At 43.1% G+C, this 14,003-nt stretch carries 12 protein-coding genes; 5 read left to right on the top strand and 7 right to left on the bottom strand.

What is annotated here, in order from left to right:
- Window positions 1-169: 169 nt before the first annotated feature.
- From NYE72_RS01035 to NYE72_RS01025, 3 genes are read right to left on the bottom strand one after another with little or no spacing between them, the layout of a single operon-like run.
- On the bottom strand, window positions 170-2,755 hold the full coding sequence (locus NYE72_RS01035) for a metallophosphoesterase (protein WP_339211111.1): 2,586 nt from the start codon (window positions 2,753-2,755) through the stop codon (window positions 170-172).
- 3 nt (window positions 2,756-2,758) lie between these two features.
- Window positions 2,759-4,024 (bottom strand): class I SAM-dependent methyltransferase, encoded by a 1,266-nt coding sequence (locus NYE72_RS01030; protein ID WP_339211109.1) that lies wholly within the window; start codon window positions 4,022-4,024, stop codon window positions 2,759-2,761.
- A gap of 24 nt (window positions 4,025-4,048) precedes the next feature.
- Window positions 4,049-4,840 carry a nucleotidyltransferase domain-containing protein gene (locus NYE72_RS01025; protein WP_094902567.1) on the bottom strand — a complete coding sequence of 264 codons (792 nt, stop codon included), beginning with the start codon at window positions 4,838-4,840 and terminating at the stop codon, window positions 4,049-4,051.
- 229 nt (window positions 4,841-5,069) lie between these two features.
- On the opposite strand from NYE72_RS01025, the gene NYE72_RS01020 reads away from it, so the two are divergent.
- The 3 genes from NYE72_RS01020 (at window position 5,070) to NYE72_RS01010 (ending at window position 7,723) form a co-directional block, all read left to right on the top strand.
- Complete coding sequence (locus NYE72_RS01020; protein WP_038568144.1) at window positions 5,070-6,383, top strand: WYL domain-containing protein; 1,314 nt, start codon at window positions 5,070-5,072, stop codon at window positions 6,381-6,383.
- On the top strand, window positions 6,370-7,167 hold the full coding sequence (locus NYE72_RS01015) for a WYL domain-containing protein (RefSeq protein ID WP_094902568.1): 798 nt from the start codon (window positions 6,370-6,372) through the stop codon (window positions 7,165-7,167). Before NYE72_RS01020 ends, NYE72_RS01015 begins: the two co-directional genes overlap by 14 nt.
- A gap of 334 nt (window positions 7,168-7,501) precedes the next feature.
- Window positions 7,502-7,723: a helix-turn-helix transcriptional regulator gene (locus NYE72_RS01010; protein ID WP_036687168.1), complete on the top strand. Its 222-nt coding sequence runs from the start codon at window positions 7,502-7,504 to the stop codon at window positions 7,721-7,723.
- Window positions 7,724-7,858: 135 nt separating this feature from the next.
- Here NYE72_RS01010 and NYE72_RS01005 read toward each other — a convergent pair whose 3' ends face one another.
- The gene (locus tag NYE72_RS01005; protein ID WP_339211106.1) at window positions 7,859-9,976 is read right to left on the bottom strand and encodes a pectate lyase; all 2,118 of its coding nucleotides are present in this window, start codon (window positions 9,974-9,976) and stop codon (window positions 7,859-7,861) included.
- 342 nt (window positions 9,977-10,318) lie between these two features.
- Here NYE72_RS01005 and NYE72_RS01000 point away from each other — a divergent pair, with 342 nt between their 5' ends.
- Window positions 10,319-10,495: a hypothetical protein gene (locus NYE72_RS01000; protein WP_169744731.1), complete on the top strand. Its 177-nt coding sequence runs from the start codon at window positions 10,319-10,321 to the stop codon at window positions 10,493-10,495.
- Window positions 10,496-10,606: 111 nt separating this feature from the next.
- Here the strand turns inward: NYE72_RS01000 and NYE72_RS00995 are convergent, their stop codons facing one another.
- Window positions 10,607-10,927, bottom strand: coding sequence for a Crp/Fnr family transcriptional regulator (locus NYE72_RS00995; RefSeq protein ID WP_080742373.1), 321 nt, complete (start codon window positions 10,925-10,927; stop codon window positions 10,607-10,609).
- On the bottom strand, window positions 10,891-11,232 hold the full coding sequence (locus NYE72_RS00990; protein WP_339211103.1) for a cyclic nucleotide-binding domain-containing protein: 342 nt from the start codon (window positions 11,230-11,232) through the stop codon (window positions 10,891-10,893). Before NYE72_RS00990 ends, NYE72_RS00995 begins: the two co-directional genes overlap by 37 nt.
- A 221-nt stretch (window positions 11,233-11,453) precedes the next feature.
- Here NYE72_RS00990 and NYE72_RS00985 point away from each other — a divergent pair, with 221 nt between their 5' ends.
- Window positions 11,454-11,924 carry a DinB family protein gene (locus NYE72_RS00985; RefSeq protein ID WP_162164288.1) on the top strand — a complete coding sequence of 157 codons (471 nt, stop codon included), beginning with the start codon at window positions 11,454-11,456 and terminating at the stop codon, window positions 11,922-11,924.
- A 734-nt stretch (window positions 11,925-12,658) separates the two neighbouring features.
- Here the strand turns inward: NYE72_RS00985 and NYE72_RS00980 are convergent.
- On the bottom strand, window positions 12,659-13,975 hold the full coding sequence (locus tag NYE72_RS00980; protein WP_036687159.1) for an NAD(P)/FAD-dependent oxidoreductase: 1,317 nt from the start codon (window positions 13,973-13,975) through the stop codon (window positions 12,659-12,661).
- Between the last annotated feature and the right edge of the window lie 28 nt (window positions 13,976-14,003).

The raw sequence follows: 14,003 nt of genomic DNA, 5'->3' as shown, positions 1-14,003 counted from the left end.
AAGGCCTATGACCACTATCTTACGTTTTCTTGCATTAATTTGTCTGTTTGTTGCAAGATAGCTGTTTCCGCTTCCTCCCCGAACGAAAAAAAGACTGCCGGGACCTTCCCGACAGCCTGAACTCATTCTCATAATTGGCAAACCAAGTTTCTTCGCCTGTAACAATCCTCTACAACCTCGGGTCGATCTCTTTCTCTTTCGTTACCTCGAATAACAAGTTTGCTGCAATTTGCTTGTAGTCCTCGTTGTCAGACGAGATCTCATCCAGCTTCACTTCTAGCATTTGTCTGCCCAGCCGGTGTTCGATTAAGGACGTACGAAGCTTAGGAGCGATATTCTTCTGCTTCATCAGCTTGGCATACTTATGTGGAAACTTGTAGTCGTACCCGTAGATGATCGACAGGTAGCCCGGATTGCGGACCTTCATGTATGGGACTACCCCCTGCTGTTCTTGCTCCGGTTTGATTACAATTCCCTCCATATGTTTCTCTACCGTTATCTTTGCGAAATACTCCTCTGCTCTGATGTAAGCATCAGGCTCTTTCAAGTCCAGAACCAGAAATTCATCCTCGTTTAAGAACCTGTATAATTCGGAGGTTTTGCCGTCAGGTACCCGTTCAGCGCCATTCTCCAGCACTTCCTTCAGGATTGCAAAAGGTTTGTATGTTAATTCCGCATCACCCGCATACAGCTCCAGTTGCTGCTTGTATACTCGGTAGGCTTCGTCACGCTGGTCAAGATCTACATACGATTCTCTTATGTCACGGACATGCTTAAAAGTCTGGTAAACATGAGACCCATAGTTATTGTTAAGCGTCTCTTTCGACATATGGTGCTGGTCTTGTTCAAACCCGCTTACTTCAAAATCCTGTATCAGTTTACCCAGTGACTCCTCAAATCCATATTGTCTTAAGAAATCCAGCTCTGTCTCCAGCGCTTTGCCAATTGGCCGGAACTGACGCTCAATTAACCCATCCCCAAGCGCTTTCCAAGGCAGCAGCTCGCCATCCAGTAAAAGCACACGGATCCCCTGCTCAGCCATATAGGTTCCGAATTTATGAAGCAGCTGTTCGTAGATAGGCGTCAGATCGACTGCCTGAACCTTATAGCCGTTCCGGCTAATTGCGTAACACTGCTCTAAGTTCCGATAAAGGTACAAACTACAGCGTGATCCCATATATTTAGGCTGCAGAACGACTTCTGAAATACGACGTTCGGCAAAATAATCCAACCCTTTTCGCAGAGACTCAAGCTCACCGGCAGCCACATCCTTATCCGCAGGTGACATCGTCCCGGAGATGAAGTTGACCCGGTTCTGCGAGGAATACTGCAGTCTGCGCACAGACTCGTAATCAAGCTCCAGCAAGGATACGGTTTGCTTTTCCCGGAACAGGATAGGTAGCTCTTCGTGCACCGTAGTCACATGCGATTTTTGACTTTTATAGAAAGGTTTAAACGACATGCGAACAGAAGTTAGTTCATTACCCTGCGTACTCCCTGTGTCAAGGTGGAGTTTGTTTTTGATCCGAAAAATCTGCTTGGCTGCAATATGTCCGAAGAGATGAAAGGGGTGATTACTCACAGCCTCTTGCTTTAGGAAATCAAGCTGTTCCTCAAAGGAAACCTCACGATCCAGCCGAAAGTTACGCTGATGGCGTAGTGAATTCGTATCCAGCTTACCAATGTACTTATTACGGCAAGGAGCATGGGTAACATAAAAAGAAGGACCTTGCATACCGATATAGCGGTAAAAGGGCTGAGATTGCTCCACTAAATCCGAAAATTTACTAAAAAGCGCGGTATCCTCCTTAAGCACTTGGGTGGAATCAAAGTACGTTCTTAGCAGTTCCGGATCGGTTCCTTGAATCTCCCCCTTTACGTATTTGTATACAAAGTTCTCGTGATTGCCCATAACAAATAGGAAATGCTCGCGGTTATCAAATAAGAACTCTATCGTCTCCCGCGTCTTTTTACCCTTATCAATCCAGTCACCAGCAAGAATGACTCGTGTGTTACTGAGCTTATCTGTTGCACTTAACTTACCTTCGTGCTCCCGATAGCCGTAATTACGTAATAGTCCCTGAAGCTCTTCGACACACTCATGAACATCCCCAACCACAATATACTCTTGTGCTTGTAGAAGTACCGTAGATGCGTAAGTATCCCAATCCTGTATAATCACCCGGTAGTCCGGATTAGGTATCCCTTCACCCTCGAGAATAAAATCTTTAGCACGCACTTTATGAATCTTGTTGTAACCTTCCCGTGACAGAACAGGCAGGACTTCTTTTCTGAGCCGGTTTAAATGATTGGAGATCAGCTTCTTCGAGCGCTCTGAGGCGTAGTAATCCTCCCGTTTGCGGTAATCAAACAGAATAACCTCCAGATTGTAATTATTTTGCCCGGCGATCTCACGGACTTTACTACGATAATCTTCGGATAGCCCAATGGTATCCATCACCACAAACTCCGCATTAATCGGAAAAGAAGTGACTAACTTCAATCTCTCAAACAATAATTGAAAGGTATGCGAACTCGCCTCCAGCATAACCTGATCATACTTATCATAGTCGTAGCCCAATATCTCCTGACGGATACTATCCGAGGATAAGTACTGCACATTCGTACGTAACCCTTTAGAAACATCCTCTAGTTTTAACTGCGGGATCAGAACTTCTTTAGCAAAGGTCGATTTCCCACATTCCGTTGCTCCTACAAGCAGAAATATGGTATGTACACGTGTTTGAATTTCCACTGTCTATTCCTCCTTTCTTCGCACAATAGCGCATTGCGTCGTACGGATCTCGCCAACCCGGTCACCAACCATCAAATATTCGACCTCGACTGCTAAACCTTGAATCGTATCCAAAACCCATTGCCCGAACGCTTGCTGTCCCATTTCCCACTTGTGATCCTCATGCCGGAATCCTTCCAGCTCATAATAACGATTGAAATCAGCATTCGGTGTGGTCACAATAAGCTGTTGAAAATTCACATTACCGATTATTTGCTGAATAAGCTCTGCTGCCTCACCCTCACTCATGTGCTCTACAACTTCTGTTAGAATCACATCAACCTGCTCCCCGTTGTACGACTCCAGAAAATGGTCCAGTGAGCCAAAGGTTGCAATGTTATCAATGTCCTTAGCTTTCGCTTTCCGATTCACAACCTCCAGCAGCTCCTCAGCTATATCTACCGCATAATAGGCACTCTCTATTTTCCCGGCAAACGGAATTGCATAGAAACCTTCTCCGCAACCGATGTCCAGAATCGGCTTATTGAATGGAAGCACACTCGAAATAAAAGTACGCCGCTGCATCGCAGTACCGCCATACTCCAGCCCAATAGAATACTGGTCCGTTTGTTCGATGGAGGCTTTATATCGCTTGAACCGTTCCTTTGAGGTAAGGAAATTCCTTGCAAATAGACTTCTTATATAAAAGGGTGCATCAATGACGTTAAGGCTGCGGATATATTTATCCAAAATAGCATCCGAAATATCTATGTACTCATCCCCAAATATGGATAAGAACAAGGACAGCACACCAACAACATGCAAGAGGTGATACAAGCTTTTATGTGTGGTAATCGTCAGCGAATAGCTCTTATGTGCCTGATGCTGCAAGGAGAAGGTATATCCCTTTAAATGCTTTTGGAAAAATTCAATATAGTGTATCCGCTCAACCTGAACCATATTAATGAAAAAAGAATGCTCATATCCTTCCGCATCCCGTTCATCCTGGGCTTTGAAGGGTGTAGAGAAAAACTCATTGACCGCATTAAGCGGAAATAGAGGTGTATTAAACCGGGAGACATTTAAATACTCAAAGCTCTCGCTTCCGTTCTGCTTGTAGGATATATCGTTATCTGCATCCTTAAAATAAACGTTATAAGTTGCCTCATCAGAATACCATCCATAAGCCACTCCCTGACGAACCGGACGAAGCTGCATACCTGTCACTGGATTTTTTTTAATTAAAAAAGTGAATTTTGGATTCGTAGATTTCAGTTGTACAATAGCCACTACCTCTTCCTCCTATCAATCTTTCTATAGAGCCCGTCCCCATACTTCCTGTAAAGCTTCTCGAAATAGAGCATCCAGCTGATGATCTCTGTTGTTCTCCTTAGCATTCAAGGACGCCGCCACCTTATCCAACACTTGGAACTGTTCTTCTAAATAATCGTTAATCACGGTTAGCTGCGGTCCGTAGTCTAGTTCTTCACCGGATTTTTTTCGTGCCAGCAATTGCTGAATCACCTGCCACAGCTCTTCATCCTTCGGAATAAGCCGCTCTACCAGTACATCGAACTCCATCGGCGGCATCTCTCCATATCGGTGAGTCCACTCACAAGCTAGAACGGGACGAAGCACATAAAAGTACTTTTTGATCTTGACCTGTTCGCCTTGCAGATAATCACGGTAGTTCCCTCTTGCCATGTTTAAATAATGGTACATACAAGACTTCCGCGAAAATGTGTACGGGGAGATGCTTCTAAGCTTCTCTGCTATACTGTACTTTTCTGCATATTGAATGGGTGATTGCAGCCACTCCAGCAGCGGTGGATTTGACTTCCGGAATAAATTCAGTGCTTTCCGCAAATCCCAGCCATTGATATCAAGCATATTGTTAATAGGACGCTCGATCACATCCCGCTTATCAAAAATAGATAGATACCATTCCGGTTTATGCAGATAAATAAATCTCACATCATAATCACTGTCATGCGATGGGAATCCCCAGGCCCGGCTGCCTGATTCGCAGGCATACAATATTGTAACTTGCTCCTCATATTCAATCTGTTCCAGCTGCTCACAGATAAGCTTGTTTATAGGATCCATCTTCATCCCTCCAGATCGGTTACTTCCCTATTCTCTACCATTGATACTATTCGAACGCCTCTTCAGAATTGCTTCGGCTTCATGGATCTATCTTCGCTCATCTTCCCTGTAACGAACAGGGCGGAAGTATGGCGGCGGCCAAAAATACTTCCATTTTATTCAACTCTGGTGCTTAATATAATAAGTACTACTATTTCTAATGGATTCGCTACAGGCTGGAGGGATACAAATGGCCCGGGAAAGTTTTGACAAGGAGATTCAATTTCTTCGCATGCTCTCTTTAGCGGGGGGAGCTTACAGCAGACAACAATTCGCCGATCGTCTCGGCATTTCTGTACATACCTATGACAAAACGCTGCGCAACCTGAAGGGCATGGTAACCGTCTTACAACAAGACCTGCCTACAGAACAAGGAACGGAACTCTCTGAGTGGCTCCGCTATAACTATTATGAATCTGCCGACCCGCTGCTCCTGTTCTTGTTCCGGGCGAAGTCGCTTAAGGAAACGGAGAGCATCCGGCTTACTCTACTATTAACTGCGCTTCAGACTCAGGAGCTAACGGCTAAAGATCTACAGGATGTCTGCAGTGAGCAAATGCCAACCGATTGTCCAATGCCCGATGAGAAGACCATCCGTGGAGATCTGAAATATCTTGAGGAAGTTGGCGTTATTCTTCGTGTAAATGAGGGCCGTCCTTATCGATACAAGGCTGCTAACGATCTGATTGATCAATTATCGGGCGATCAGCTCTTGGATCTTTACGACTATGTTGATGTCATCGCCAACACGCAGACTCCGTCGGTGCAAGGTTACCTGCTGCGCGACACCTTAAAAAAGGTCCTGCGGAAGCGGGGTTATAACCCCGAAGCTACGGAAACCCATAGATACAAATATAATTATCATTCACGTATTCTTGACGAGGCACACCTATACACAATTTTTGCAGCGATTCAGCAGCGAAAAAAAATTAAGTTTCTATATCTATCCCCTAAAAAGGGCAAAAACTACGCCTCTCAGAATACCAATCCTCTCTTTGAGCGGGAAACAAGGGGCGTCACAGAAACCGTTCTTCCGCTCCGCGTCATCTATGACCATCAATATGGGCGCTGGTATTTAATCGGACATAATTCACGTATGGGCATCATGAAATTCCGAATGGAGGGCCTTACTCAAATTGAGGAGGGCGACACTGTGGAAGAATCAGAGTTTGCTCAGAAACTCAGCAATCTGGAAGAGCAGATGACAAACAGCTGGGTTATAGATACCACCAGTGCAATTAAAGTGGCTGCGAGATTTTATAACCCCAATCGCTCTGGTGTTAATTTTATTCGGGAGCGGGTTGAAGCGCAGGGACAGTGGGGAGTAATTACGGAAGAGTCCGATTCTACATTCCTTTATGAGATCACAGTGAATGGTATTTATGAAATTAAGCCGTGGTTACGAAGCTTTGGTTCGAGCTGCGAGGTATTAGAACCCCCTTGGCTGCGTAAGCAATTTATCGCGGAGTGGAAGGAGATTCACAGCTATTATGAATCCATTTGAGAAAATATTTAACTTCCAAATCATTTCACGCCTCGACGAAGTGGGTTCATTAGCGCTGACCTCCCAGGAACGTTCCTGGCTGAAAACCATGTTAATGCACCCGGCCTCAGAAGCAGCTTTTACACTGGATACCTTAAGTAAATTGAACTCCATATTGGAGGCAGAAGCGTCCACAGAAGTGCAGGGAATTATTATGGAGAAAGCTAAAAGCAAAGAGCGGCAGGTCTATCACCCAATGCTTCGTACACTCCGCCGTATAATCATGCAGAATCAAGCGATCCTTATTACTTTCCATATTAAGCATGGAGGCCAACGAACTGACCAAACCGGGTTCCCTCATAAGCTGGAATACAACATGTATAAGCGGGAGTGGTATTTGCAATGGTACAGCACCCGGCAACGTTCTCTTATGTCCACTAAACTAAAAAACATTGTTTCTGTTGAAGTAGCTCCCTTCCCTGCCAAACGGATTGATGACTTAAAAGCAAGAATAACGCGATTATTAGAGGATCAGAAAGAATGTGCATGTATTCAAGTCATTCCCACCTTTAATGCTGAGCTGTCCCGAATTCTGTACGCCTTTTCCTGTTTTGATAAATCCGTGTCCTTTGATGAAAATTCGGGCATCTATCGAATCAAAGTCATCTACATGAGAGACGACAGCGAATTCCTATTGTCCAAAATCCGTTTTCTTGGCCTGCGCGTAAAAATCGTCGAGGGTGAGCATCTTAAGCGGCGCATGCTGAAGTCGGCAGCTATGGCGATTGACCGGTATGGGGAATAACCGAGAATTAGTATATGCTGGATTGAACTATCACGCTTATATAGTAAAGTAAAAGACACAGTTAAGATGTCTTTTACTTTACTTACAGCAGCTTTCTTAGAAACTGAAAGGTTTGAGGAGATTTATTTTCATTATAGTTTGCTTCTAGTGATACGAATTGAATAAAGGCTCATATCTACCACTTATCCTCAACTTCTCATATGAGATACATTTTTTTGGTGAGAATAAAAAATACGCATTCAATACGCATAAGCGTACCAGTTATGGAATTATTATACGTTACGCTTATGCGTATAGTCAAGATGAAAACTCAGAGTTAGTGAGGCGATTAGAAGTGGGAAAGAGAGTTATAGTAAAAATATCAGAATTGACTAAAAAACATAAGATTTCCCTACGAGAATTGTCCAGAATATCCGATGTCCGACATGCTGCATTAAGTGAGTTAGCTAATGGAAAAAGGGAGAATATTAACTTTAGTCATATAAGCAAAATTGCAGAAGCTTTAAATATTGAGGATATTCGTGAGATTATTGATTTGGTTGATGATAAAGATTAATCAAATAAACACAAAATTGATAGTTTTTCAATCGACAATAACTCAAGTAATAAGACCATAAGAAAAAGCAAAGAAAAGCGACCCCTACAGGTCGCTTTTCTGATACTCCATATTAAAGTAGAGGCGGTCAGTTCCCTATTCCAGCTTCATATAATACAGATTCGCCGTACTATCTTTTGTAATGGTATGCGCACCTGCGGCCAGAGAGACAGTGGCAATGCCATTGGTTATAGGGTAACTTGTTCCATCCACTTTGATTTTCGTTCCCTCTGTGTTGAACACTAGGGTTAGCGTTGAAGCTTTAGCAGAAGTGAATTGAATGCTGGTTGCACTCTCAATTTTTAGACATTGGGATAGGGTTAAACCCTGATATGCCACAGTTCCCTTACTTGTTGAGAGATTGCCTTGGATATTGAAGAAGCTGCTTGTTGTTCCATCCGTAGTAAAGTTGTGAACGGTTGCTCCCGCTGTCGGCACTGGCGTTGTCGTCGGTGCTGGAGTCGCTGTTGGAGCTGGGGTCGCTGTTGGCGTAGGTGTTACTGATGGAGTCGGAGTCGGGTTCGTTGGGTTTGAATTCCCCCCTACAGAGACAAGTCCCGTTGTGTAGCCTCTGATTGCAGACATCAGCGCTGTATTCAGCGCATACGAAACGTCATCCACTGAATCATTAAATTCCCATGTGAAGTCTCCGCCATTCAGACGTCCGGCTTTTGCCATAACAATCTGTTCAACATTGCTTACGTTATCAATATTAGATACGTTCACTCCTGTATTTACGCTCGTGTCGAAGTTATTATAGGCTGTTCCGCCTTTTAGTGCTTTGTATGAGCTTGGGACGGTTTCATTTCTTGACGAAGCTAAGTAAGCATCAAATGAGGTAGCATTAGCAGGAGCTGTCCCTGTGTTTGAATTCGCATAGATGAGACTTGAAGCCTCTACAATAAGATTGTTATAGGCTTTAATCACACCTCCATTTTCGCCTGAGAACGTACCCTCCCCTAAAGCATCTGTACCTTGTAAGGAGATCATCATTGGAAATTTAGCATGTCTAAAATAATTAGATTCTACAAAAGCTGAAGCACCTGTAGTTACACCCACACCGTATTTGGAGATACCATCGAAAAAGTTGTTATAGATATGGACGGAAGCCACTCTAATCCGCGGATGACGGGAGTCCGAATGGTCAAACCAGTTGTGGTGGAAGGTAACAAAAAATTCAGCCGGCTCACTCAAACCAACTAGCGAGGATTTTCCGGAATCCCAGTAATGGTTGTAAGAGATTGTAATATAGTTGGATCCATTTTTAAGGTCTGTGGAACCGTCGCCCTTGGCTTGGTCTGCATCGCCTCCAGCAGCTCCATAAAAAATATCATTATTATGCACCCAGACATTCATATTGCCGGAATCCATTGAAATGCCATCGTCAGGGAATAACATTACACCCAGGTTTCTTACTTCCACATTACCTACATATCTTAGAAGCATTCCCCAACCGTACGCGTAAGCATCATTCCCGATACCTTCAATAGTAATATTCATTTCCGAATAATTGTTTTTACCTTTGACTTCAAGATACCCACTGCTGTTAAGCTGTCCACTCAGATCAGCAGCTGTAACTTTTCCGATAATTCGGATCGCAAGTGGAGTTGTATCATAACCTTTTTGTCTCAGTGTCAGAATACCACCCAGACCAACCCCTGTTTGTACAGCGCCGGAGCTGTTGATTTTCACACCAAGGGTTACGGTTTGCGCATTCTGAGATGTTATATACAGCACTTGAGCACCATTCTTGAGGGTTCCATTCTCATTATAAGCCCCTGATCCTGTACCATATTGCGAACTAGTCGAAAAAGCAAATCCTGAGCGGTCATATGACGTTACGGATAGTGGATTTGAAACCGCACTTACCGTCCCACCCCCTGACAAGGTAGCTTCAACTTTCATCACATAATTACCGGCTGCAAGCCCAACAGCATCTGCTCTCCAGTAGGAAGAATATTTGCGGATTAACTCATTATTAATTTGTTGATACCCAGAATCCGCTGCACTTGCCAATTTAACATAAACGTTATACCCTGTCGCATTGCTTACAGGTGACCATTCCACATATGCCGTTTCATTCCAGCCTCCACTGCCTGTTACCGCAAGACCAGCAGCATGCACCACCGTATTTGTCCATCCACCTACTATTAAAGAAAGAGCAAGAGAAAACAACACAACAATACTGGTTACCTTTGCAACTCTTTTTTTCATTTTATTTCCTCCCGATTTAAATTTGTTGCAGATATCATTGTAACCGCTTGCAAAAAATGAAGTTTCTCTTTTCACCTCCTAAATATTTAGAAAGAGATCCTGCATCTAGCCCCTGTATCCCTTCGAAAATAATACAAATTCTGGAACCAGAACACGTTCAACATATCAAAACTAAAAAAGGTTCCGAAACAATCATTTACTCATATCTCCCATATCTAACCGTGTTCTGAGCTAATGATTATAGGACAGCGAATGGATTGTGATCATACAACACGAATAGCCATACAGTAGCCAGCACATAATAAAATTCACAACCATTAGGTAAACAAGGAGGAATTTCAATTGAGCGCAAATAAACCAGACAAGAATCTGATCAACACTGTAAAAGATTTGGAAGCCACGCCCGTAAACAGCCTGGAAGCCCAACAGCAGCAACAAGCCCGTAATGATCGCCGCAAGCAATCTCAGCATGACAGCGACGGCAAATTCACGGAAAATGAAACCGGGAACTTTCATTAAAGTCGGGAATACTGTTGGAATCTTCTTTTTAAGCTGCAATAACGTAAAAAGACACCCTTCAAGGTGTCTTTTCTTTTACTACCTATGGAGCCGCATCATAATGTATTTCCTTTAATCAATACGTATCAACTGCTCATCCTGTAATCCAAGCAATGATTTTTTCACGGTCTCACGCGCCGTTCCTGTCATATCCGCCAGGTGTTGATGCGTTAATTTCAAATCGATTAGAACACCTTCATCAGAGGGCACTCCGTGCTGTTCTGTTAGACGCAACAACACGCGAGCAATACGCGTACGCACGTCGATAACGGTTAAGTTTGTTATTAATTTATTGGCATCACGCAGACGATCTAATGCTGTTTCCAAAATGCCGATTAGTATTTCCGGATTACTTTTTAGTAAAGTAATGAATCGCGTTTTTTCAAAATACATAAGGTAGACTTCTCAATGGTCCTTGCAGAAGCAGAGCGCGCTCTTTCATTTTGCAACAAAGCCATCTCTCCAAAGAAATCACCTACTCTAAAAATAGAGAGTACTACATCCCTAGAGTGGTTATCTTGATAGATTTGAACAACTCCAGATAGAACCAGATAGAGCTCCTCTCCCTCTTCACCCTCAAAAAAGATGGACTCTCCTTTTATATAAGTACGCTCGCCACATACCTTAGTAATTTCAGCTAAATATTCATCATCAAGATGTTCAAAGAACGGAAAATTCTGTAACAGTTGTGGGTTCATCTTCTAGAGGTTCCTCCAGTATAAGTAATAATTTTTTTATGATTGAATCGCGAACCTATCCTATATTGCAATACTTTTAATTCAAGATAAATAGCGACAGCTTCATTAAATTATTATGTGACACAAATTTTCCAAATGCACCATCGTAAAATGGAAGGTTTTGGTTGCTGAGAACAAGAATAAAGTTAAGATTCTAAAATTCAAGAAGTGAGTTGATGAACATGAGTGATAAGATGGTGGCTGTTTTAAGAAGACAGTTTGATCCAACCGTAGAAATGTTGAAGAATCTTATCGAAGTATGTCCTGATCATTTTTGGAAGAATGCCAAGCATAAATACTGGAAGCATATATTCCACGCTACAACCAGCATGAAATTTTGGTTTAGGCAGCAGAAGGATGAAGAATTCAAAATACCTGACTTCGGTAAAGATATAACAGAAGACTTAGATAAGGAGTGCTCTGACTACCCTACTAAGGAGGAAATGACGACGTACCTAGAGGAGATATTGAGTGTGGCTCGTAATTTTTTTGATGAACTTACTGACTGCAGATTATTGGAACCATGTGTACTATACGAAGAAATAACTAAAACTGATGTTATCCTCATGCAGATAAGGCATGTTCAACATCATATAGGTTATTGCAACAGCATATTGAATTCGAATCACCTAGAAACAGCAAAGTGGCTATGATAAAATGAGTGACCGAAATCAGCTTCTTTACCACGAGGAGTGTTATTTAATATGGTTTATGAATTTGATAGTGAGATAAAGCTGCTGGAAGGTAAAATGAAATGGAAAGTAGTCTATTTCCCCTATTCAGTAAGGGAGATATTCAATACTAATGGTAAAGTACCTATTCAAATCTCTGTTGACGGGTACGAATTTGACCATACTTTATTGCCGTCAAAGAATGGGCATTATTTTGTTTATAACGAATTTATTCGATGAGCATTACAAAAAGAGCTCGGTGATACATTACATATAATACTTAAGAAATGCGAGGAAAATCGTAAACTGATTGTGCCAGATTACATTACTACAAACCTTGAAGAGTACCACATGCTGAATACATTTCTAAACCAGCCTGATTACATTAAACGAGAGCAGATTAATTATATTGAGCTTGCTAAAAAGGAAGATACAAAAAATAGACGAATACTAGCTCTAATTGATAAACTTAAGGATTAATAAAGGGACGACAATAAAGTTGAGGTAAAATGAAGACATCAGAGTTAAGCAACGAATATTGATATTTCGCTAAACCCCAACAATCATTTTTAAATGAGCACCAAACTTTAAAAAATCACAAAAAAGCGATGAGAAACAACCCTCATCGCTTTCACATTACTAAAACCAGACTTGTTACAGCAAACCTCTGCCTAGTAATAGGTGATCGTTTAAGAGTCAGCAACCATCTGCCCCCCTTACGTGGTGCTAGCACGTCGATCAGCAAGCGCCATCGCGGCGGCATAGCCGGAGCTCCAGGCCCATTGCAGGTTATAGCCGCCGCAATCTCCATCGACATCCATCACCTCACCTGCCAAATACAGTCCAGGGACTAACTTAGATTCCAACGTTCCTTCGGTTAGCTCCGTCGTATCGATGCCACCAGCTGTTGTTTGTGCATTAGTAAAGCTATTGGTATCGGTCACTTTAAATTCCCAACGCTTCAAGATTTTATAAAATATTTTTTTTGTTTTCCACGAAAGATCCTGACAAAGCAGGTGCAACTGTTGATCAATTCCAGCCTCCTTCAGCAGAACTGGAATCAGTTTCTTGCTGACGATACCTATAAGGGAATCGGCAACCGTCCGGTGTCCGAAGATCCCCCAGTGGATCTCCAGAAAATCAATTAACTCTTCCTCCGTGCGCTCCGGCATTAAATCAACCGACAATGTCACCGATTCTCCTATTCCGAGATTATACGCAGCCTTTCTGCTGAGCTGAAGTATGGGCGGGCCCGAGATACCATAGTCCGTAAAAAGAATCTCACCAGACTCAGTGCGGATGACTTCATTGTTTACGATAACATGGGCCTCTCCCTCAAATTTGATGCCCGATAGTTCCTTCAAATACGGATAATCCAGCTTCAATTGTACAATGCCTGGCACCGGGTTGATCAAGGTGTGCCCCAGACGTTGGACAAGCGTATAACCGGAGCCGTCCGTTCCCGTTTTGGGAGCGGTAAGGCCGCCTGCACATAGAAAAAGATAGTCGCTGGTATACACAACCTGTTCCTCTGTCTCCGTCTGGCAGGTTATCGCGAACCGCGGATGTCCCGCCGAAACGGTAACATCCAACACTTTATGTTTATAATATACGGGAACATTCCGATCCTCCAGCGCCAGCTTAAATACACCCGGCACCGAAGCCGCCTGCAGCGACATCGGATACATCCGGCCATTCTCCAAGCTTACAAAAGGAAGCCCGAGCGAGGAGAAAAATTCGATCGTTTGGCGGACACCGAATTGCCGCAATACATGTATTGGGAATCCTTCCTGATTACTGTGATACTTGCGTGATAAAGCGGCCGCTTCATCCGTACCGGTGGCGGTGGATTGGTTCGTAATGTTGCAACGCCCGTTACCCGTCGTTATTATTTTCTTCCCCAGCCGGTCATTGCTTTCAATAATTGCTGTATCAATACCTTGATCCCTCGCTGTAACTGCAGCCATTAGACCTGCAGCACCCCCACCGATAATGAACAGCTCGTGGTGCTTAGAAGTCTGATCCTTATACATGTTAATTGATGCATCCCTTTTCCTAATA

It is taken from the genome of Paenibacillus sp. FSL L8-0333, assembly GCF_037965665.1.
Lineage (GTDB): Bacteria > Bacillota > Bacilli > Paenibacillales > Paenibacillaceae > Paenibacillus_AQ > Paenibacillus_AQ odorifer.
Note: the sequence above shows the minus strand (reverse complement) of the source record. Positions and strands in the feature narration are given on the sequence as shown.

Coding starts and splice junctions, on each gene's coding strand:
- NYE72_RS01005 (WP_339211106.1), bottom strand. CDS start 9,976: ATGAAAAAAAGAGTTGCAAAGGTAACCAGTATTGTTGTGTTGTTTTCT.
- NYE72_RS01025 (WP_094902567.1), bottom strand. CDS start 4,840: ATGGATCCTATAAACAAGCTTATCTGTGAGCAGCTGGAACAGATTGAA.
- NYE72_RS01015 (WP_094902568.1), top strand. CDS start 6,370: ATGAATCCATTTGAGAAAATATTTAACTTCCAAATCATTTCACGCCTC.
- NYE72_RS00980 (WP_036687159.1), bottom strand. CDS start 13,975: ATGTATAAGGATCAGACTTCTAAGCACCACGAGCTGTTCATTATCGGT.
- NYE72_RS00990 (WP_339211103.1), bottom strand. CDS start 11,232: ATGAACCCACAACTGTTACAGAATTTTCCGTTCTTTGAACATCTTGAT.
- NYE72_RS00985 (WP_162164288.1), top strand. CDS start 11,454: ATGAGTGATAAGATGGTGGCTGTTTTAAGAAGACAGTTTGATCCAACC.
- NYE72_RS01020 (WP_038568144.1), top strand. CDS start 5,070: ATGGCCCGGGAAAGTTTTGACAAGGAGATTCAATTTCTTCGCATGCTC.
- NYE72_RS00995 (WP_080742373.1), bottom strand. CDS start 10,927: ATGTATTTTGAAAAAACGCGATTCATTACTTTACTAAAAAGTAATCCG.